Origin of the sequence: Caulobacter rhizosphaerae, from assembly GCF_010977555.1 — a bacterium.
Taxonomy (GTDB): Bacteria; Pseudomonadota; Alphaproteobacteria; order Caulobacterales; family Caulobacteraceae; genus Caulobacter; species Caulobacter rhizosphaerae.
The window spans coordinates 797,422-818,331 of the sequence record NZ_CP048815.1; the positions used below are offsets into that span (position 1 = coordinate 797,422).

General features: G+C 68.4%; 15 protein-coding genes. 14 read left to right on the plus strand and 1 reads right to left on the minus strand.

Annotation, left to right across the window (positions count from 1 at the left end):
* The first annotated feature begins 258 nt into the window (after positions 1 to 258).
* Positions 259 to 1,425, plus strand: a complete 1,167-nt coding sequence (gene carA / locus G3M57_RS03765; RefSeq protein ID WP_163228807.1) for a glutamine-hydrolyzing carbamoyl-phosphate synthase small subunit — start codon at positions 259 to 261, stop codon at positions 1,423 to 1,425.
* A gap of 148 nt (positions 1,426 to 1,573) precedes the next feature.
* Here carA and G3M57_RS03770 read toward each other — a convergent pair whose 3' ends face one another.
* Positions 1,574 to 3,178 (minus strand): carboxylesterase/lipase family protein, encoded by a 1,605-nt coding sequence (locus tag G3M57_RS03770; protein ID WP_163228809.1) that lies wholly within the window; start codon positions 3,176 to 3,178, stop codon positions 1,574 to 1,576.
* Positions 3,179 to 3,354: 176 nt separating this feature from the next.
* Between G3M57_RS03770 and G3M57_RS03775 the strand changes: the two genes are divergently transcribed.
* The 13 genes from G3M57_RS03775 (at position 3,355) to G3M57_RS03835 (ending at position 20,908) form a co-directional block, all read left to right on the plus strand.
* A complete protein-coding gene (locus G3M57_RS03775) occupies positions 3,355 to 5,916 on the plus strand; it encodes a family 20 glycosylhydrolase (protein ID WP_163228811.1) in 2,562 nt (853 codons plus the stop codon).
* Between the two features lie 34 nt (positions 5,917 to 5,950).
* A complete protein-coding gene (locus G3M57_RS03780; RefSeq protein ID WP_156402274.1) occupies positions 5,951 to 6,187 on the plus strand; it encodes a hypothetical protein in 237 nt (78 codons plus the stop codon).
* 10 nt (positions 6,188 to 6,197) lie between these two features.
* Positions 6,198 to 8,759, plus strand: a complete 2,562-nt coding sequence (locus G3M57_RS03785; RefSeq protein ID WP_163228813.1) for a TonB-dependent receptor plug domain-containing protein — start codon at positions 6,198 to 6,200, stop codon at positions 8,757 to 8,759.
* Positions 8,760 to 9,256: 497 nt separating this feature from the next.
* The gene (locus G3M57_RS03790; RefSeq protein WP_244322599.1) at positions 9,257 to 11,644 is read left to right on the plus strand and encodes a TonB-dependent receptor plug domain-containing protein; all 2,388 of its coding nucleotides are present in this window, start codon (positions 9,257 to 9,259) and stop codon (positions 11,642 to 11,644) included.
* A 303-nt stretch (positions 11,645 to 11,947) separates the two neighbouring features.
* Positions 11,948 to 13,564 carry a flavin monoamine oxidase family protein gene (locus G3M57_RS03795; RefSeq protein ID WP_163228817.1) on the plus strand — a complete coding sequence of 539 codons (1,617 nt, stop codon included), beginning with the start codon at positions 11,948 to 11,950 and terminating at the stop codon, positions 13,562 to 13,564.
* Positions 13,565 to 13,605: 41 nt separating this feature from the next.
* Positions 13,606 to 13,998, plus strand: a complete 393-nt coding sequence (locus G3M57_RS03800) for a c-type cytochrome (protein ID WP_163228819.1) — start codon at positions 13,606 to 13,608, stop codon at positions 13,996 to 13,998.
* A 66-nt stretch (positions 13,999 to 14,064) separates the two neighbouring features.
* Complete coding sequence (locus G3M57_RS03805) at positions 14,065 to 14,556, plus strand: RidA family protein (protein ID WP_056758900.1); 492 nt, start codon at positions 14,065 to 14,067, stop codon at positions 14,554 to 14,556.
* A 180-nt stretch (positions 14,557 to 14,736) separates the two neighbouring features.
* On the plus strand, positions 14,737 to 15,000 hold the full coding sequence (gene fliQ / locus G3M57_RS03810; RefSeq protein WP_056758903.1) for a flagellar biosynthesis protein FliQ: 264 nt from the start codon (positions 14,737 to 14,739) through the stop codon (positions 14,998 to 15,000).
* An 11-nt stretch (positions 15,001 to 15,011) separates the two neighbouring features.
* Positions 15,012 to 15,767, plus strand: a complete 756-nt coding sequence (gene fliR, locus G3M57_RS03815) for a flagellar biosynthetic protein FliR (protein ID WP_057184816.1) — start codon at positions 15,012 to 15,014, stop codon at positions 15,765 to 15,767.
* A 9-nt stretch (positions 15,768 to 15,776) separates the two neighbouring features.
* On the plus strand, positions 15,777 to 16,859 hold the full coding sequence (gene flhB / locus G3M57_RS03820) for a flagellar biosynthesis protein FlhB (RefSeq protein WP_163228821.1): 1,083 nt from the start codon (positions 15,777 to 15,779) through the stop codon (positions 16,857 to 16,859).
* 172 nt (positions 16,860 to 17,031) lie between these two features.
* Positions 17,032 to 19,116, plus strand: coding sequence for a cell cycle histidine kinase CckA (gene cckA, locus G3M57_RS03825; RefSeq protein WP_163228823.1), 2,085 nt, complete (start codon positions 17,032 to 17,034; stop codon positions 19,114 to 19,116).
* 185 nt (positions 19,117 to 19,301) lie between these two features.
* A complete protein-coding gene (locus tag G3M57_RS03830) occupies positions 19,302 to 20,150 on the plus strand; it encodes a hypothetical protein (protein WP_163228825.1) in 849 nt (282 codons plus the stop codon).
* Positions 20,151 to 20,323: 173 nt separating this feature from the next.
* A complete protein-coding gene (locus tag G3M57_RS03835) occupies positions 20,324 to 20,908 on the plus strand; it encodes a hypothetical protein (RefSeq protein ID WP_163228827.1) in 585 nt (194 codons plus the stop codon).
* The last annotated feature ends 2 nt before the right edge of the window (positions 20,909 to 20,910 follow it).

Here is a 20,910-nt window from a genome sequence, read left to right on the forward strand (position 1 = left end):
CCCGATGTTCTTATGCTGATTGTGGCGCTTAACCCTTCCAGCATAGGGGCTTTGGGGCTCCCCGCGCGAGGGGGCTTGTTGGGTGATCACGGGAATGTGGGGCCACGCTTCGACTCCCGCGATCGAAGGGGTTGACCCCCCTGCCATACCCCCCTAGACACGCCGCCGTTTGCGCGGCGGGCAGGGGTTACTCCTGGCCCGCCTTTTTGCGACAATGACCGGCCTGTTCTGGCCCTGCGTTTAGGAGGCGCTTCCGAGATGTCCCAAGACCTTCTCCCCGGCGTCACCGGTGTCCTGGCCCTGGCCGACGGCACGATCCTGCAGGGCGTCGGCTGCGGCGCGGTTGGCGACGCGGTCGGCGAGGTCTGCTTCAACACCGCCATGACCGGCTATCAGGAGATCCTGACCGACCCCTCCTACATGGCCCAGATCGTCGCCTTCACCTTCCCGCACGTCGGCAATGTGGGGACCAATCTGGAGGATCTGGAGCAGATGAGCGGCGGGGCCGAGACGGCCGCCCGCGGCGTCCTGTTCCGCGAGGTCCCGACCGATGCGGCCAACTGGCGCGCCAACAGCGACTTCGACGCCTGGATGCGGCGCCGCGGCGTCATCGGCCTGGCGGGCGTCGACACCCGCGCCCTGACCCGCAAGATCCGCGAGACCGGCATGCCGCACGGCGTGATCGCCCACTCGCCGACCGGTGAGTTCGACCTCGACGCCCTGGTCGCCAAGGCCAAAGCCTGGGCCGGGCTGGAAGGGCTGGACCTGGCCAAGGACGCCTCGACCACCCAGACCTTCACCTGGGACGAGGGCCTGTGGTCGTGGCCGGAGGGCTACGCCAAGCTGGACCAGCCCAAGTACGAGGTCGTGGTCCTCGACTACGGCGTCAAGCGCAACATCCTGCGCGCCCTGGCCCATGTCGGGGCCCGCGCCACGGTGGTGCCGGCCGACACCAAGGCCGAGGACATCCTGGCCCGCAATCCCGACGGCGTGCTGCTGTCCAACGGTCCGGGCGACCCCGCCGCGACCGGCGCTTACGCCGTGCCCGAGATCCAGAAGCTGGTCCAGAGCGGCAAGCCGGTGTTCGGCATCTGCTTGGGACACCAGATGCTGGCCCTGGCCGTGGGCGCCAAGACGGTGAAGATGGAGCAGGGGCACCATGGGGCCAACCACCCCGTGAAGGACCTGACGACCGGCAAGGTCGAGATCGTCTCGATGAACCATGGCTTCACCGTCGACAGCGCCTCGCTGCCCAAGGCCGTGACCGAGACCCACGTCTCGCTGTTCGACGGCACCAACGCCGGCATCGCCCTAGCCGACAAGCCGGTGTTCTCGGTGCAGCACCATCCCGAAGCCTCGCCCGGCCCGACCGACAGCCTGTACCTGTTCGAGCGCTTCGCGGGGCTGATGGACGCGGCGAAGTAGAAGGTCCTCCCCCTGTGGGGGAGGTGTCGGCGCAGCCGACGGTGGGGGGAGTATTCGGCCGCTTGCCGGATCCCTGGGCGACGATCCTATCCCTCCCCCCCCCCCCCAACGATCGCTGCGCGATCGCCTCCCCCATAGGGGGAGGAACTTAGGTCCCGAACTGGGTGAACGGGACCTTGTTGAACAGTTCGCGTTCCGCCCCGCGCGGGTCGTCCTCCATCCGGGTCGTGTTGTCGAACACCAGGGTCTGGCGCCTGGGCAGGGTGTAGGGCTCCCAGGCCGGGATCGACGGGTTATTGGGGTTTCCAGTGCGGGCGAAGGCGACGAAGGTGTCGGCCAGGCGCTCGTGCATGGCCACGGCGTCGGGGCCCGAGCCGGTGATCACCCCGGGCGCATCGAAATTGCCGAACACCAGCTGCATGTCCAGGGTGTGGGGCGCGCCCCAGACGCCGCCGTCCTTGGGCGCGCGCCAGTCCAGCTGGTAGGCCCAGGCCGGGGCGCCGGCCTTGGCCCGCTCCTCGTCCTGGATGATCGCCGCCTTCCACGAGCGGCCCGCCGTGCTGGCCGCGAAGTACACGTCCGAGGGCGAGTAGTGCGGATAGATCTTGCGATAGGCCGCCACCACGGTGGCCGGGTCGATGTCGATCCGGGCGTTGAACTGGGCCGGCAACTTCTCGACCACCTGTTCCCAGGTCAGCTCCGTCAGGCTCTTGTCGTAGCCTACGAAGCCGCGCGTCTCGTCGTGGGTGTTGCCGCACATCATCGGCACGTCCAGGCTCTGGGGCGCGGCGTCGGGGAAGAACGGGTGGCGGGTCAGCGACCGCTCGTCCAGCACCGGGCCCATATAGACCCCGCCGCTGCCGGCGATCGGATCGACGGCCTTGAGCCCGGCCAGGAACTGGTCGGCGGGCAGGGCGCGCAGGGCGGCCAGGTCCTTGATCCCCAGCTTGTCGACGAAGCCCTTGGCCCGCTTGGTGGCGTTGAACGGGCCGGCGGCGGTGACCTGCTGGCCGCTCATGGTGGCGGCGCGGTGGAACAGGCCCTTGGCGGCCGGCATGGCCATCAGGGTGGCGATCTTGGCGCCGCCTCCGGACTGGCCAAACAGCATGACCTTGCCCGGATCGCCGCCGAACGCGGCGATGTTGTCGCGCACCCATTGCAGGGCCAGGACCAGGTCCAGTTGGCCGGCGTTGCCGCTGTCGGCGACGCTCGGATGGTCGAACAGGCGGGCCAGATAGAGATAGCCGAAGGCGTTCAGGCGGTGGTTGACGGTGACCACCACCACGTCGCCGCGCTTGGCCAGCTTGGTCCCGTCGTACCAGGGGCTGGCGCCCGAGCCGGTGTTGTAGGCGCCGCCGTGGATATAGACCATCACCGGGCGTTTCTGGCCGTCGGCCAAGCCGCTCTTGCCCGCCTTGGCGGGGGTCCAGATGTTGAGGAACAGGCAGTCCTCGCTCAGCGCCTCGCCGTCCTCGCCCTTGCCCTGCGGACAGGCCGCGCCATAGGCCAGGGCGTCGACCACGCCGGTCCAGGGCTTGGGTGGCTGGGGAGGCATGAAGCGCAATGGTCCCGTGTCGGCCCCGTAGCGCACGCCCTTGAACACCTGGACGCCGTCTCCGGCCGCGCCGCGCACCTTGCCGTAAATGGTGGCGACCACGGGACCGGGTCTGGCGGCGGCCAGGGCTGGTCCCGAGGCCAAGGCGAGGACCGCGCCGGCGATCAGGCCGCGGCGATCCAGGTGAAGGTGATCCATGGGTTTCCTCCGGCGCGGTTGGGCTCGCGCTCGGCGGATTGGCTACCACGGATCATGACACCGGTGACATCCACTTTTTGCCGGCGGTAGGGCCCCTGTACGCAGGCCAGCAGGTTCACATCGGGGAACGAAAGCTGATAGCCCGTCTGGGCAGGTCTGCAAATCCTGGAGGCTTCATGCCACGACGCCTGATCGCGCTGATCGCCTCGACGTTCCTGGCGGCCGCCGCCCACGCCCAGCCGTCCCAGGGCGAGCTCGATCGTTTCGCGGCCACGCTCGACGTGCGCTACCAGGTGCTCGACAACCGCCCGGGCCCCGCCGCCTGCGCGCCCGCGCTGGGCTGCCACCTGGCCGAGCTGACCCTGACCGCAGCCGACACGCCCGCCGCCGGCTGGTCGCTGTATTTCAGCAGTGTCACGCCCATACTGCGGGCCGACAGCGACGCCTTCGCCTTGAGCCATATCAACGGCGACCTCTATCGCCTGACGCCGACGGCGGCCTTCGGCGGTTTCGCGGCCGGCCGCCCGGTTCGCATCCCGCTGAAGCTGGAAGGTCACCAGCTGTCCGAACTCTATCCGATGCCCAACGCCTACGTCGCGGCCGAAGGCGTGGCGGCGCGCACCATCGTCAGCACCCGGCCGGTGGTCGATCCCGAGACCGGCCTGGAGGGCCTGCCCTTTGTCGCGCCGTTCACCGACGAGGCCCGGCTGGCCGGCGGTTCGGCGGCCGATGCGACGGTGTGGGCCACCGCGCCCAGGGTCTACGCCGTCAACGCCGCGGCCGGGGCCAGTCTCCGGCCGATCCCGCGCGCCGCCGTTCTGCCCACGCCGCTGAGGACCCGGCTGGACCCGCGCGGCGGCGAACTGGACCTGACGCGCGGCGTGAAGGTCTCGACCAGCGGCTTGCCGCGCGCAGCCCTGGCTGCGGACCTGGCGTCCCTGGCCAAGGCCGGCGCGGCCGAGGCGGCCGGCGGCGTCCCGCTGCGCATCCGGCTGGCGCCCGGCGAGAAGCTGGCGGCCGGCGGCTACTTGTTGACGATCAAGGCGGACGGTGTCGCGATCGTCGCCTCCGACCCCGAAGGCGCGGCCAACGGCCTGGCGTCGCTGACCCAGCTGGTCGACGCCCGGCGAACGGTCCCGTTGCTGGCCATCCACGACGCCCCGCGCTTCGACTTCCGCGGCCTGCACGTCGACGTGGCCCGCAACTTTCACTCCAAGGCCGAGATCCTGGCCATCCTCGACCAGATGGCGGCCTACAAGCTGAACCGCCTGCACCTGCATCTGGCCGACGACGAGGGCTGGCGGGTCGAGATCGCAGGCCTGCCGGAGCTGACCACGATCGGTTCGCGCCGCTGCCACGACCTGACCGAGCGGACCTGTCTGCTGCCGCAGCTGGGCTCGGGGCCGGACCCGTCGACCCCGGTCAACGGCTTCTATTCCCGCGCCGACTACATCGAGATCGTCCGTGCGGCCCAGGCGCGCCACATCCAGGTGATCCCGTCGTTCGACATGCCAGGCCATTCGCGGGCGGCGATCAAGGCGATGGAGGCCAGGGCGGCCCGCCTGCGCGCCGAGGGGGCGCCGGAGGCCGAGGCCGGCCGCTACCTGCTGAGCGAGGCCGAGAACAAGTCCGTCTACAGCAGCATCCAGCACTACAGCGACAACACCATCAATGTCTGCCTGGACAGCGCCTACGCCTTCCTCGGCAAGGTGGTGGACGAGATGGCCGCCCTGCACGCCGCCGCCGGCCAGCCGCTGACCCGCTACCACATCGGCGCCGACGAGACGCCGGGCGCCTGGAGCGCCTCGCCGGCCTGCGCCGCTTATGAGGCCAGGACCGGGATCAAGCCGGCCGACCTGGGCGGCCATTTCATCGAGAAGGTCTCGGCCCTGCTGGCGGCGCGGGGCGTGGTGGTGGCCGGGTGGAGCGACGGCATGAGCCACGCCCAGCCCGACCGCATGCCGGCCAAGGTCCATTCCAACAACTGGGGCTCGCTGGCCGGCGAGGGACCCGCCAGCGCTCACCTCCAGGCCAACCAGGGCTGGGAGGTGGTGATCTCCACGCCCGAGGTCCTCTATTTCGACAGCCCCCAGGCCGCCGATCCCAAGGAACGCGGCTACGACTGGCCCTCGCGCGCCACCGACACCCGCAAGGTCTTCGACTTCATGCCCGAGAACCTGCCGGCCCACGCCGAATTCTGGCCCGACCTGAGCGGCAAGGCCCAGGCCTCGAAGGACGACCACCCGCTGGAGCCCGGCGTGCGCTTCAGCGGCCTGCAGGGCCAGCTGTGGAGCGAGACCATCCGCTCGGACGGCCAGGTCGACTACATGCTGTTCCCGCGGATGCTGGCCCTGGCCGAACGGGCCTGGCACGGCGCCAACTGGGAGACGCCCTACACGCCCGGCAAGGCCTACGACCCGACGACCGGCGCCTTTACCGCCGAGATGCGGGCCCGGCGCGACGCCGACTGGACCGCCTTCGCCAACCTGCTGGGCGGGCGCGAGCTGGCGCGGCTGGACGCGGCCGGCGTGGCCTATCGCATCCCGACCGTCGGCGCGGTGGTCGAGAACGGCCGGCTGCGGGCCAATGTCGAGTTCCCCGGCCTGCCGATCGAGTACCGGGTCGATGGCGGCGCCTGGCGGTCCTATGCGCCCGACGCGCCGGTCGCCGGCAAGGTCGAGGTGCGGGCCCGCTCGGCCGACGGCAAGCGGGCCGGACGGGCCGTCGTCGTCCCCTGAGACGACCTTCGGGCGCCGCAGAGGCGCCACGATCATGATCATCGCGCTGCACAAAAATCATGGCTGGCGCCCCGCAAAGGGGCGCCAGGACCTCTCGGGACGTTCGTTACGATCCGATGACGGTCGCGGCGCTTGCAGAAATTTCAGCTTCGACGAAATGTTTCAATCGCGTCATCGACGTGAAACTAAAAGTATTCGTGCGAAGCAAAAAGAACACGCTTACCGGGAAACGCCAGAGAGGAGAAAACAAGCGCGCTTAGATAGCGCATGAGGGGGTATAAATGACTAACCGTTCGCGTAGCATCCTGTTCGTGGGGGTGTCCGCTGCCAGTATTCTCTTCGCCTATGGCGTCAATGCTTATGCGGCCGAGGTCCCCGAGCCTTCGCCGGACACGGCCGAACTCGAGGCCGTCATCGTCACCGGCACGCGCACCACCGGCATGAAGGCCGTCGACAGCCCTGCGCCGATCACGGTCCTGGGCGCCGACATCCTCAAGAAGACCGGCCAGCCGGACATGATCCAGGCCCTGGCCCAGAACGTCCCGTCGTTCAACGCCCAGGCCTTCGGCGGCGACACCGCCGCCCTGACCTTGTCGGCCAAGCTGCGCGGCATCAGCCCCAACCACACCCTGGTCCTGCTGAACGGAAAGCGCCGCCACGGCACGGCCAATCTCGCGGTCCTCGGCGGAGCCTATCAGGGCGGCGCGGCCGCCGACCTGAACTTCATCCCCCTGGCCTCGGTCGACCACATCGAGGTGCTGCTGGAAGGCGCGGCCGCCCAATATGGCACCGACGCCATCGCCGGCGTCATCAACATCATCCAGAAGAAGGCCACCTCGGGCGGCGAGGTCATCATCAACGGCGGGGGCTATATCGACGGCGGCGGCACGACGGGCGACTTCACCGCCAATATCGGCATCGCCCCGACCGAGAAGTCGTACCTGAACCTGACCGGCGAGACTAAGTACCACGGCTACAGCTTCCGCGGCGACTACGACCCGCGCGTGGTGAACACGCCCTACAACACCGGCGCCACCAACAGCCCGGCCCGGAGCTATCCGCAGGTCGTTAACGCGCCGAACTGGCCCTATGTGAACCGCATCGCCGGCGACGCTCAATACCGCCAGACGGTGCTGTCCTACAACGCCGGCTACGAGATCACGCCCGACGTCGAGGCCTACAGCTTCGGCACCATAGGCCGCAAATGGAGCGCCGCCCACGAGAACTACCGCCTGCCCAACGTGGTCAAGGGCAAGATGGCGACCGACATTCCGTTCCCCCTGGGCTTCGATCCCAAGGAGTCGATCACCGAGACCGACTACGCCGTCACCGGCGGCGTCAGCGGCGCGACCAACGCCTGGAACTGGGACCTGAGCTCGACCTACGGAAAGGACGACGACTCGGTCAACGTCCTGGATACCGCCAACGCGTCGCTCTACGCCGACACCTCGACGACGACGACCAAGGGCTATTCGCCGACGGACATCCATGCGGGCGGCTTCATCAACACCCAATGGAGCAACACCATCGACGTCAGCCACGACTTCGAGGTCGGCCTGGCCGGCCCCATGACCTTCGCGGCGGGCGCCGAGTATCGCAAGGAAAGCTACGAGATCACGGCGGGCGACCCGGCCACCTACTATGGCGGCGGTTCGCAATCGTATTTCGGCTTCGCGCCGGTCAACGCCGGCAAGCACAAGCGCAACAACAAGGCCGTCTATGTCGACCTGGCGGTCAGCCCGGTCGAGGCGCTGAAACTGGACGCCGCGGTCCGCTACGAGGACTTCAGCGACTTCGGCGACACCACGGTGGCCAAACTGACCGGTCGTTACGACTTCTCGCCGGCCATCGCCGTGCGCGGCACCGTCAGCACGGGGTTCCGGGCCCCGACCCTGGCGGAGTCGTACTATTCGGGCATCAACGTTTCGCCCAGCTCGATCAGCGGCCAGCTGCCGCCGAACTCGCCGGGCGCGAGCCTGCTGGGCATCAACGGCTTGAAGCCCGAGAAGTCGAACAACTTCAGCATCGGCCTGGTCACCCACCTGGCGCCCAAGCTGACCATGACGCTGGACGCCTACCAGATCACCATCAAGAACCGCATCGTCAGTTCGGGCACGCTGTACGGCGAGAACGTGGTGACGGTCGGCGGCGTGAAGGTGACCAACGGGATCGTCTCGCCGGCGGTCGTCGCCGCCCTGACGGCGAACGGCGTCAACGTGGATCCTTCGATCCGCACCAATGCGACCTACAGCGTCGGCGCCAACATGTTCGTCAACGGCCTGGACACCCGCACTCGCGGAATCGACTTCGTCTCGACCTACTACAGCGATTTCGACGACTGGGGCCGGGTCGATTGGTCGCTGAGCGCCAGCTACAACAAGACTGAAGTGACCAAGATCGCGCCCAATCCGCCGGGCCTGGATCCGAGGTTGACCCTGTTCGACGCCATCGCGATCGCCAACCTGGAAGACACCTCGCCCAAGTTCAAGATCATCGCGGGCGCCTATTGGAGCCTCGGCAAGTTCTCGATGAACCTGAAGGAAAGCGTCTACGGCAAGTCGTCGGGCCTGAGCAACGACAGCGGTTCGCCGGCGCTGATGAAGACCACCGTCAAGACGGCGCTGATCACCGACCTGGACCTCGTCTACCAGGTGTTGCCGAGCGTGAAGGTGTCCGTCGGCGCCAACAACCTGCTCAACCGCTATCCCAACCGGATCAACGGCCTGCTGCGCGAGCACTACCTGAAGAACAACAGCAACGGCTTCGTCACCCAGTTCCCCTCGTTCTCGCCCTTCGGCATCAACGGCGGCTACTACTACGGCAAGGTCACCTACAGCTTCTAGGTTCCGGGGCGGTCCCGGCGTCCACGGTTCGGATGTCGGGGCCGCGATCGGGCCGGTCCGCGAGCCGGGCGTTCGCGTCCGGCTCGTCCTGTTTCGGGGGGCGCGAGGGGCTTCCTTGCGGCCCGGACGCCAAGCCGATGATCAGAAGACGGCCAGAAGGCGCCATGGGCGCCGCGCAAAGGGGCGCCCGGGCCGATCTGGCGCCATGCCGGGGTTCATTAAGGGTTACGGCTATTGCCGAACTTTACCCCCTGAGGAAGTCTTCGATCAGCGGCGGTCGGCCGCCGCTTGTATATGTCATCAGAGCTTGAAATATTCTTCCTACGGTTGACAGCATTCAGTTCAAGAAGAAGAAAAAAATCTATCGGGGGATTCCACAGGCGGCGAAAACCACAGCGCGTTTGTAACGCCACCAGGGGATCTTAATGAATAAGTGTTCGCGGAATATCCTGCTTGCCGGGATCTCAACTCTTTCGCTCGGCATGGCGAGCGCCAGCTTGGCCTATGCCGCCGACACGCCGCCCGAGCAGGCCACCACCGAGGTCGAGACGGTCATCGTCACCGGCACGCGCACCACCGGCATGAAGGCCGTCGACAGCGCCGCGCCGATCCAGGTCGTCGATTCCGCCTCGCTGAAGCGGGCCGGCAAGCCGGACCTGATCGCGGCCCTGGCCCAGGCGATCCCCTCGTTCAATGCGCAATCGTTCGGCGGCGACACCGCGGCCCTGACCCTGTCGGCCCGGCTTCGCGGCCTGAGCGCCAACCACACCCTGGTGCTGATCAACGGCAAGCGGCGACATGGCACGGCCAACCTGGCGGTTCTAGGCGGACCCTACCAAGGCGGCGCGGCGGCCGACCTGAACTTCATCCCGCTGTCGGCCATCGACCATATCGAAGTGCTGACCGACGGCGCCGCAGCCCAGTACGGCACCGACGCCATCGCCGGCGTGGTCAACATCATCCTGAAGAAGAACACCTCCGGCGGCTCGCTGGACGTCACGGCCGGCCGCTATTACGGCGGCGACGGCAAGACCGGCAACGTGTCGGGCAATATCGGCCTGTCGCCGTTCGCCAACGCCTACCTGAACCTTACCGCCGAGACCCGCTATCACGACTTCAGCGACTGGGGCGGCGACGACCAGCGGGTGATCCGCGGAAACACCGCCGCCAACGGCTGGAGCACGATCCTCGCCGGCTATCCGCACACCAACAAGATCTCGGGCGACGCCCGCTACCAACTGACCACCGTGGCCTATAACGGCGGCGTGGAGATCGGCGACCTGGAGGTCTATTCGTTCGGCACCTACGGCCACAAGTACGCCGGCGCCTACGAAAACTTCCGCACGCCTACCCGCCTGCCGCAGCTCTATCCGCTGGGCTTCAACCCGATGGAGACCATCAAGGAAGAGGACTACGCCGTCACCGGCGGCGTGAAGGGCAAGGTGTTCGGCGACTGGGACTGGGACCTGAGCTCGACCTACGGCCAGGACTTCGACGCGATCAACATCACCAACTCGGTCAACAAGGACCTCTATCTCGCCGCGCCGTCGGTGCCGGGCGCGGGCTCGACCCAGTCGGCCTTCCACGCCGGCGCCTTCCTCTCCACCCAATGGAGCACCACCCTGGACGTCAGCCGTCCCTTCGACGTTGGCCTGGCCGGACCGCTGACCGTCGCCTTCGGGGCCGAGCAGCGTCACGAGACCTACAAGATCAAGGCCGGCGAATACGCTTCGCGCTATAACGGCGGCTCGCAGTCCTATCCGGGCTTCTCGCTGACCGACGCCGGCAAGCACGAACGCGACAACGTCGCGGCCTATCTCGACCTGGCGGTCAAGCCGGTGGAAGCCCTGCAACTGGACGCCGCCGTCCGCTACGAGCACTTCAGCGACTTCGGCGACACCACGGTCGGCAAGCTGACCGGCCGTTACGACTTCTCGCCGGCCTTCGCCCTGCGCGGCACGGCCAGCACCGGCTTCCGCGCTCCGACCCTGGCCGAGGAATACTATTCGGCCACCAATGTCGGGCCGACCTCGGCCTTCGTGCAACTGGCGCCCAACTCCGCCGGCGCCAAGCTGGTGGGCGTCAACGGCCTGAAGCCTGAAAAGTCGACGAACTACAGCGTCGGTTTCGTGGCCCATCCGGGCGGCGGGCTGTCGGCGACCTTCGACGTCTATCAGATCGAGATCGAAGACCGCATCGCCGGCAGCGGCTCGCTGTACGGGGCTGGCGGCGCGGTCAACTACCCGGCGGTGGCCGCGGCGATCGCGGCGAACGGCAACTCGATCTCCGACGACGCCACCGACATCGGCATCAACATCTTCACCAACGGCCTGGACACCCGCACCCGCGGGGCCGAGGCGGTCATCAACTATGCCAGCAGCTTCGGCGACCTGGGCCGGGTCGACTGGAGCCTGGCGGCCAACTACGGCAAGACGGAGGTCACCAAGATCGCCGCCGCGCCGACCCAGCTGTCCGGCGCCTCGCTGTACGACAAGTCCGCCATTTCCGACCTGGAAACCGCCGCCCCGCGGTACAAGGTCTCGGCCGGCGCGCTCTACAATCGCGGTCCGGTGACGATCAATCTGCACGAGACGCTGTACGGAAAGTCCTCCAGCTACACCACCTATGACGGCGGCACTTACTGGCTGGAGAAGATCAAGCCGGCCTTCATCACCGACCTCGAGATCGATTGGCGGGTGATGGAGCAGTTCAAGATCTCGGTCGGGGCCAACAACCTGTTCGACAAGCAGCCGGAGAAGAAGAGCGCCGCCCAGATCAAGGATGCCGCCGACAACGGCAATGGTGCGCAGGACATCTATCCCAGCTTCTCGCCGTACGGCCTCAATGGCGGCTACTACTACGCCAAGTTCGCCTACAACTTCTGATCTCCGAAAGCGGTATCGAACAAGGAAAAGCCGGGCCTCGCGCCCGGCTTTTCTGTATTTTCGTCAATGATTTCCGCCGACGGATTTTCCGGCGGCGAGATCTTGATTTCGGGCGTGAAATTTCACGCCGCCCGCTCTCCGCACAAGCCTCGCCACGGGCGCCCAAGGGGGCGGCGCCAGAAGGTTTTCTCATAAGACGGACGAGTTTTTCGCATTGTTGTCGGGTCGGCTTGGTCTGACATAGCCAAGGCGATCGTCTGGCTCGCAGGCGTCTTTCGCGGCAAGAAAAAATCGGGGACCAGTATGGGTGACCAATCGGCGGCCGCGCCGTTGAGCGAGGCGGGCGGCGTGCTGACGCGGCGGCGGTTCTTCGAGGGCCTGGCGGCGTTCGGCGGGGTGTCGCTGGCCATGGCCGGCATGGACGCCCTGGGCTTCGGCTTCGCCTCGGCCCGGACCGCCCCGCCCAAGCTGGAGGGCGACGCCAAGGGGACCAAGGTCGTGGTGCTGGGCGCGGGCCTGGCCGGCATGACCGCGGCCTACGAACTGACCAAGGCGGGCTACCAGGTGCAGGTGATCGAGGCCCGCTCCTTCGCCGGCGGCCGCTGCCAGACGGCCCGCAAGGGCTTCCAGCACACCGACCTGGTCGGCAACAACCAGACCTGCGAGTTCGACGAGGGGCTCTACATCAACCACGGCCCGTGGCGGATCCCGTATCACCACCGCTCGACCCTGCACTACACCAAGCTGTTCGGGGTCCAGCTGGAGAGCTTCGTCAACGACAACGACGCGGCCTATGTCTATTTCGAGAAGGGCGACGGACCGCTGGCCGGCAAGCCGATCCGCAAGGGGCAGATCGCCGCCGACGTCCGCGGCTACGCCGCCGAGATGATCGCCAAGGCCGCCTCCAAGGGGCAGCTCGACGCGCCCCTGACCGCGGCGGACCGTGACCTGTTCGTGGCCTACATGATCAACGAGGGCCGCCTCTCGCCGACCGACCTGGCCTATACCGGCACCGAGGGCCGCGGCTTCGACGTCCATCCCGGGGCCGGCGTGGATCCGGGGCCCGGCAAGCCCTCGACGCCCTACAGCCTGTCGGACGTGCTGCACTCCAACGCCTGGCGGGTGCTCAGCTCGGTCTCGGGCTACGAGCAGCAGCGCACCATGCTGCAGCCGGTCGGCGGCATGGACCAGATCGCCAAGGGCTTCGAGAAGCGCGTCGGCACGCTGATCCGCTATTCGTGCGTGGTCGACAAGATCAAGCAGGGCCCCAAGGGCGTGGTGGTCACCTACACCGACAAGTTCGGCGAGCAGGACACGATCACCGCCGACTACTGCGTCTGCACCATCCCGCTCAGCGTGCTCAAGAACATCGACGCCGACTTCTCCAAGCCGTTCAAGGCGGCGATGTCGGGGGTGGCCTACGCGCCGGTCAACAAGATCGGTCTGCAGATGAAGACCCGGTTCTGGGAAGAGAACCACCACATCTACGGCGGCCACATCTACAACGACATGCCGGGCATCGGCACGATCACCCTGCCGTCCACCGGCTGGCAGGGCCAGAAGGGCGTGCTGCTGGGCTACTACGCGTTCGGCGGCGAGGCGGCCAAGATCAGCGCCAAGCCGCCGGCCGAGCGCGCGGCCTTCGCCGTGGCCGCCGGCCAGAAGATCTTCCCAGAATACGCCGAGAACTTCGAGAACGCCTTCTCGTTCAGCTGGCACCTGGCGCCGTTCAATCTGGGCGGCTGGGCCGAGTGGGGCGAGGAGGGGCGCAAGGCGGCCTATCCCGTGCTGTGCGAGCCCGACGGCCGCATCTACCTGGCCGGCGAGCACCTGACCTATCTGGGCGGCTGGCAGGCCGGGGCCATCGAGTCGGCCTGGCAGCAGATCGGCAAGCTGCACGCCCGCGTGCTCACGGCCTGAAGTCGCGCTATGCCTGTCCAAAGGTTGCTTGAGGAGTTTCCATGAGTCGTTCAATCGTCTTCCTCGCCGGCGTGCTGGCCGCCTCCACCGTCTCGGCGGCCGCCTTCGCCGCCACCCCTTCGGCCCTGTTCAACGACAACTGCTCGGCCTGCCACCAGACGACGGGCAAGGGCGTGAAGGGCGCGTTCCCGGCCCTGGCCGGCGACCCGTTCGTCCAGGGCGACCCGGCCCCGATGATGGCCACGGTCCTGGCCGGCCGGGCCGGCATGCCGTCGTTCAAGGACGACCTGAACGACCTGGAGCTGGCCTCGGTGTTGACCTACGTCCGCACCTCGTGGGGCAACAAGGGCAAGCCGGTCAGCGCCTCCGACGTCGCCGCCGCTCGCGCCGCGATCAAGGCCGGCAAGAAGCCCGCCAGCCTGCAGGCCCACTAGAGCATCGGATCGCGGGCGCCGTCCGCCATCCCGGAATTTCGCAACGGACAGTCTCTGGAGACGACCATGAAGCGCCTGATCCTCGCCGCCGCCCTCGCCAGCCTCGCTGGAACCGCCGCCCATGCCCAGGAGATCGTCCGGGGCGGCGCGCCGACCTCGCCGATCGCCAGCGTGGTGACCGTGCCGGCCGGCTACGACACCATCTATGTCAGCGGCATGACCCCGCCGCCGCTCGACCCCAAGGGCGACCCGGCCCTGCCCGCCACCTTCGGCGACACCAAGACCCAGACCATGGGCGTCCTGACGCGCATCCAGGAGGCCCTCAAGAGCCAGGGCGCGACCATGGGCGACGTGGTGATGATGCGCGTCCTGCTGGTCGGCGACCCGGCCAAGGGCGGCAAGATGGACTTCATGGGCATGATGGAGGCCTACAAGACCTTCTTCGGCACCGCCGAACAGCCCAACAAGCCCTCGCGCATCACCAGCCAGATCACCTCGCTGGTGCAACCGGGCATGCTGGTGGAGATCGAGGTCCAGGCGGCGAGGAAGCCCAAGTAGGATCGATTGGCACGGATGGGGACAGGCCCATGGGCCTGTCCCCAGCATCTTCCTCGGCGACCTTTCGCCACGCGCGCAACTGCCCTCTGTTAATCCTCCCTAACCGGCTGTTAACCATGAGGGACGATGGTGCGAGTCACCGTCAGTTCCCGCGTACGCGCGTCACGTAGAGGCCTTCCGATGAGCGGAGCCGAAGTCCTGGATGTCGGCCGCGACGCCATCTGGCTGACCCTGCAGCTCTGCGCGCCGATCCTGATCGTCGGCCTGGTGGTCGGCGTGGCCATCGGCCTGTTCCAGGCCCTGACCCAGATCCAGGAGGCCACCCTGGTCTACGCGCCCAAGATCGTGGCGATCTTCGTGGCCCTGCTGCTGTTCCTGCCGCTGATGGGCGCGCTGATGTCCGGCTTCATGAAGGAAATCGCCGCCAAGATCGCTGGAATGTAGGGGGAGGGGGCTTGGACAGCTTCGCCACCGTTCTGCAGGTCTATGCCGGCGGCCTGGTCTTCGCCCGGATCGGCGCGATGGTCATGCTGATGCCCGGCGTCGGCGAGACCGTCGTGCCGCCGCGCATCCGGCTGTCGTTCGCCGTGCTGATGGCCCTGCTGCTGGCCCCCCTGGTCTCCAAGTCGATCGTCACCGTACCCAGCAGCGTCGGCGCCGTCGGCGGCGCGGTGCTGCACGAGGTGCTGGTCGGACTGATGATCGGGGCGGTGCTGAAGCTGTTCGTCAGCTCGCTGACCACCGCCGGCGAGATCATCTCGATCCAGACCTCGCTGTCGTTCGCCCAGACCACCAACCCGGCCGGCGCGCCCAGCAGCACGGCCGTGGCCACCTTCCTGTCGATGCTGGGCCTGACCCTGATCATGGTCACAGACCTGCATCACCTGTTCATCGGGGCGATGGCCAAGTCGTTCGACCTGTTCCCGTTCAGCCGCCCCGTGCCGGTGGGCGACGCCGCCGAACTGGCCGTCCGCACGGTGGCCGAGTCGTTCAAGCTGGGCCTGCAGCTGGCGGCTCCGGTCCTGGTGTTCTCGATCGTCTTCAACCTGGCGACCGGCCTGGTCGGCCGGGTGATGCCGTCGTTCCAGATCTTCTTCGTCACCTCGCCGCTCAGCGTCATCCTGGGCCTCTCCCTGCTGGGCCTCTCGCTCGGCGGCATCGCCATGGTGTGGACCGATCACTATCGGGACCTCCTGGCGGTGTTCAACTAGGGGGACGCCATGGCCGACGAGCAGGACGACGCGTCAAAGACAGAAGAACCAACAGCCAAGAAGCTGTCGGATGCCCGCGCCAAGGGCGACGTTCCCAAGTCCGCCGACATCTCGCAGCTGGCCTCGCTGTCCGGGGCGTTCGGCGTGGTGGTCATCGCCGGCGGCTGGCTGGCCCGCGACATGGTCAATTCCCTGACCCCGTTCCTGGCCCATGCGGGGACCATGGACGTCGAGGGCGGCATCCGCGCCATCGCCAAGACGGCGGTCATGGCCGCCCTGCCGGCGGTGGTGCTGGTGATGGTGGTCTCGGGCCTGCTGGGCGCGGCGGCCAACGTGGCCCAGTCCGGCTTCATCCTGTCGGCCGACAAGATCAAGCCGGACCTCAAGAAGCTGGACCTGATCAAGGGTCTCCAGCGGGTCTTCGGTCCCGACGGCTTCGTGCAGTTCGCCAAGTCGGCCGTGAAGTTCCTGGTCACCGGGCTCATCGCCTGGTTCGTGGTCAAGCCGGACGCGGCCCAGATCACCACCCTGGTGGGCATGGACGTGGCGGCGATCATCCCCCTGTCCTTGAAGCTGTGCATGAAGCTGTTCTGGATGGTGCTGATCTTCCTGATCGCCACCGCCGGCTTCGACTGGTTCTGGCAGCGCCTGCGCTTCAACAAGCGCATGCGGATGAGCGTCCAGGACGTCAAGGACGAGATGAAGCAGTCCGAGGGCGACCCGCACATCAAGGGCAAGCAGAAGCAGCTGCGCATGCAGCGCTCGCGCCAGCGGATGATGGCGGCCGTGCCCAAGGCCACCGTCGTGGTCATGAACCCGACCCACTACGCCGTGGCGCTGAAGTACGAGCAGGGCGAGACCGCCGCGCCGATCTGCGTGGCCAAGGGCGTCGACGACCTGGCCCTGAAGATCCGCGCCGTGGCCGAGGAGGCCGGCGTCTACGTGCTGGAAGACCCGCCCCTGGCCCGCGCCCTCTACGCGGCCATGGACATCGACGAGCAGATTCCCGCCGAACACTTCGAGGCCGTGGCCAGGGTCATCGGCTTCGTGATGAGCAACAAGCAGGCCAGGAAGCGGGCGTGGGCGGACTGAGTTGCGGCGTCTTGGCGGACTGGGCCGGACCACCATAATCCCGTCACGGAATCAGCGGTCGATCACGGATCGCGCTCTGCGAGCGGGTTAAGGCTATTCTATTCCGCGAATCGATGGGCTGGATGCCCGCAAGGCTGAAGAAGGATTTCGGTCCCCCATGACCGAGGCGCCCATGAAAGACTTTGGCGCGACAGACGCCGCCGGCGCTGGCAAGCGCCGCCCCGACCTGCTGATCTGGGGCGCGGCGGTGTTCCTGGTCCTGGCCGCGGTGTTCGCCGCCGCCCCCGCCCTGCGGGCCGGTCCCGCCACCCTGGCGGGCCTGCTGCTGCTGGGCGGCGTCGCCGGCGTGGCGATCCTGGGCTTGGTGGCCATCCGCGCGTCAACCACGACCGGCGACCCCGAGCCCGAGGGCGCCGAGGCGTTCGTCGAGGCCTTGTCCGAGCCGGCCGCCGTCACCGCCGCCGACGGCCGCGTGCTGGCGGCCAATCTCGCCTGGGTCCAGGCCGTAGGCGACGCCCGACGCCTGCCCCGTGGCGCGGCCGGGGCTCGTCTGTTCGCCGCCCTGGTCAAGGCCCGCGACGGCCAGCGCGCCGAGGGCACGTTGATCATCGCCGGCCAGGAGCGTCGCGCCGAGGCCGCCCGCCTGCGGGGCGGCCGCCTGCTGGTTCGCCTGCCGTCGGTGGTGGAGAAGGAGGTCTTCGTCCCGACCGCCGCTCCGGCTCCCGTGGTCGCCCAGTCCGCCCCGGCCCCGCGCACGCTGGACGCCTTCTCCGGCGCTTCGCCGTTCGGCGCGGCCCTGCTGGAGGGGCTGGACCCATTCAACTCGCGCGTCCTCGAGGCCAATCCTGCCCTGGCCGCCATGACGGGCGCCGTGCCGTCCGGCACGCTGTTCGGCGCCCTGATCGACCCGCCGTCCCGCGCCGAGGCCGAGACCCGCCTGGCCGAGGGCAAGAGCGGCCCGTTCGAGGTGCGCCTGGCCCGCGATCCCGCCCGCATCGCCCATCTCTATCTCTACCGCGCCGACGGGCGGCTGGTGGCCTATCTGATCGACGTCTCCGAGCAGAAGCAGATGGAGCTGCAGCTGGCCCAGGCCCAGAAGATGCAGGCCATCGGCCAGCTGGCCGGCGGCGTGGCCCACGACTTCAACAACCTGCTGACCGCCATCCAGCTGCGTCTGGACGAGCTGCTGCACCGCCATCCGGTCGGCGATCCGTCGTACGAGGGCCTCAACGAAATCCGCCAGACCGGCGTGCGCGCGGCCGACCTGGTCCGCAAGCTGCTGGCCTTCAGCCGCAAGCAAACCGTGCAGCGCGAAGTGCTGGAGCTGGGCGAGCTGATCAGCGAGTTCGAGGTCCTGCTGCGCCGCCTGTTGCGCGAGGACGTCAAGCTGGTCACCGACTACGGCCGCGACTTGCCGCAAGTGCGGGCCGACAAGAGCCAGCTCGAGACCGCCGTGATGAACCTGGCCGTCAACGCCCGCGACGCGGTGCGGGCGGCCAAGGGCGGCGGCGTCGTGCGCATCCGCACCGCCCGCCTGACCCAGGACGAGGCCCAGAGCCTGGGCTTCCCCGGCGCCGAAGGCGACCAGGCCTTCATCGAGGTCAGCGACGACGGCCCCGGCATCCCGCCCGAGGTGATGGGCAAGATCTTCGACCCGTTCTTCACCACCAAGCCGGTGGGCGAGGGCACGGGCCTGGGCCTGGCGACCGTCTACGGCATCGTCAAGCAGAGCGACGGCTGGATCCACGTCCACAGCCGTCCGGGCGAGGGCGCGGCCTTCCGCATCTTCCTGCCCGTGCACGAACCGACCCCGGCCCAGCAGGCCGCCGCCGCGACCGCCGCGGCCGCCCCGGAGGCCAAGCCGCGCCCGCCGCGCGACCTGTCGGGCGCCGGCCGCATCCTGTTCGTCGAGGACGAGGACGCCGTGCGCGGCGTCGCCGCCCGCCTGCTTCGCGCGAGGGGGTACGAGGTGCTGGAGGCCAGCGACGGCGAGGAGGCCCTGATCATCGCCGAGGAGCACGCCGGCACGATCGACCTCCTGATCAGCGACGTGATCATGCCCGGCATCGACGGGCCGACCCTGCTGAAGAAGGCCCGCGCCTATCTGGGCAACGCGCCGGTGATGTTCATCAGCGGCTATGCCGAGGCCGAGTTTAGCGACCTCCTGGAAGGCGAGACGGGCGTGACCTTCCTGCCCAAGCCGATCGACATCAAGACCCTGGCCGAACGGGTCAAGCAGCAGCTGCAGGCGGCGTAGGGCCGATCAACCGGCAAATCCCCCCACGCCTCGGTCCTGGGGCGTGGACCTGTTCGCCAGCCGGGAGCGGTCCCGAGCTCGGCGAGAAAAAATCGCAAGGTCCCGGAAGAAAGCGCGCGGTCCCGTCGTTGGACGGATCAGGAAGCGGTGGAAGCGCCGCTCCGAGCCATCTTCAGGAGAAGACCATGCGCAAGATCTCGTTCTTCATGACCGCCACGGCCGCCGCCATGCTGTTGGCCGCGCCGATGGCGCAAGCCCAGATTCTCGGCGGCGGCGGCGGCGGGCTGGGCGGCGGCCTCGGCGGAGGTCTCGGCGGCGGCTTGGGCGGCGGCCTGGGCGGACTGACCGGACAAGGGAGCGGCGCGCTGACCGGGGCCGGCCAGTTCGGGACGCCCGATGTTGGCGGCGTCGCCTCGCGGGCCACCGAGGCGACTGGGCGGGTGCGGGACCGCGCCACCGACGCCACCGGCCGGGTCCGCGACCACGCCGATCGCGCGACGCGGCGGGCCCGCGACACCGCCGGCGGCGTCCAGGGCCTGGCGCAGGGCGCCACCAGCAACGCCGCCGCCAGCGGTTCGGCCGCGGGGTCCGGCTCGGCCTCGGCCGCCGGCCAGTCCCTGACCGGCGCCCTGTCGGGCAATGGGGCCGGGAGCGGTTCGTTGACGGCTCCGGACGCCAGCGGCGCGACCTCGCAGGCCGCCGGGACCGGTCGCAACACGGTCGGCGCGGCGCGCGACCGGGCGACCTCGGTCGCCTCGCGGGGGACGGGGCAGGCCCGCAACGTCCTGGGTTCGGCCCGTGACGCCGCCGGTTCCGCCAGCGCGGGCGGTTCCGGCGACGCCGACGCGGCCGGCGGCCTGACCGGCGACGGTCTGTCCGGTTCGCTGACTGGCTCGGGGTCGAGCAACGCCACGACCAGCCAGGGCTCGACCGGCAACAGCGGCTCGCTGGGCCTGTCGGGCTCGGCCTCGCGCCATGGGGCCAACGCCTCGGCCAACGGCGCCGGCTCGGGCGACGTCAAGGTCGGCAACTAGCCCGACCGCTCCGGATCGATCGGAAAGGGCGTCGCCACAGGGCGGCGTCCTTTTCGCATATCGATGTTCGCTATCGTGCTAGGGTCTGGCGCCGGTTCGAGCCGGCTCACCAGGGGGACGACCAGATGCCTAGCCACGCCGCGATCCGACCGCCGAGTCCGATCCTCCTCGCCTTGACCCTCGCCGCCTGGGTGGTGTCGACGCCGGCGGCCTGGGCCCAGCGGCCAGTCATCCGAATGCCCGTGCAAGCCGCCCCGGCCCAGCCGCCGGCGACCAATCCGCTGCTGAAGATGCCCGCCGGGACGATCACCAGCGCCGCCGATCCGCTGGAGCTGCTCAAGCAGGTCAACATCCTGCGCGGCCAGGTCGCGACGCTACAGCAGCAGACGGCGACCTTGCAGGGCCAGGTCAGCGACCAAGCCCATATGATCGACAGCCTGAAGAATGGGCTGGCGACCGTTTCGCTGAAGGGAATCGCCAACACCAACGACCTGGTGGCCGTCAACGGCGGCTTGGCCAGCCTGCAGAGCGAGTTGGCCAACGTGAAGGGGCAGTTGGGGAGCGTGAAGAGTGACTTGGGGACCGTGAAGAGCGACGCGGCGACCCTGAAGTCGAACTTCGACTCTCACGGGCACTATCACAAGTTCGCCTACGACCTTAATGGCCAGCAGAAGATCGACGCGATGCTGACTTCGGGGCCGTCGGTCTATTGCAAGAAGACCAAGGACGGCAACAGCTGGATCTGCAATCAGCCATAATT

Excerpts from the sequence above, each read along its gene's own strand:
- carA (WP_163228807.1), top strand. The coding sequence starts at position 259 with ATGTCCCAAGACCTTCTCCCCGGCGTCACCGGTGTCCTGGCCCTGGCC.
- G3M57_RS03770 (WP_163228809.1), bottom strand. The coding sequence starts at position 3,178 with ATGGATCACCTTCACCTGGATCGCCGCGGCCTGATCGCCGGCGCGGTC.
- G3M57_RS03775 (WP_163228811.1), top strand. The coding sequence starts at position 3,355 with ATGCCACGACGCCTGATCGCGCTGATCGCCTCGACGTTCCTGGCGGCC.
- G3M57_RS03780 (WP_156402274.1), top strand. The coding sequence starts at position 5,951 with ATGATCATCGCGCTGCACAAAAATCATGGCTGGCGCCCCGCAAAGGGG.
- G3M57_RS03785 (WP_163228813.1), top strand. The coding sequence starts at position 6,198 with ATGACTAACCGTTCGCGTAGCATCCTGTTCGTGGGGGTGTCCGCTGCC.
- G3M57_RS03795 (WP_163228817.1), top strand. The coding sequence starts at position 11,948 with ATGGGTGACCAATCGGCGGCCGCGCCGTTGAGCGAGGCGGGCGGCGTG.
- G3M57_RS03800 (WP_163228819.1), top strand. The coding sequence starts at position 13,606 with ATGAGTCGTTCAATCGTCTTCCTCGCCGGCGTGCTGGCCGCCTCCACC.
- G3M57_RS03805 (WP_056758900.1), top strand. The coding sequence starts at position 14,065 with ATGAAGCGCCTGATCCTCGCCGCCGCCCTCGCCAGCCTCGCTGGAACC.
- fliQ (WP_056758903.1), top strand. The coding sequence starts at position 14,737 with ATGAGCGGAGCCGAAGTCCTGGATGTCGGCCGCGACGCCATCTGGCTG.
- flhB (WP_163228821.1), top strand. The coding sequence starts at position 15,777 with ATGGCCGACGAGCAGGACGACGCGTCAAAGACAGAAGAACCAACAGCC.
- cckA (WP_163228823.1), top strand. The coding sequence starts at position 17,032 with ATGAAAGACTTTGGCGCGACAGACGCCGCCGGCGCTGGCAAGCGCCGC.
- G3M57_RS03830 (WP_163228825.1), top strand. The coding sequence starts at position 19,302 with ATGCGCAAGATCTCGTTCTTCATGACCGCCACGGCCGCCGCCATGCTG.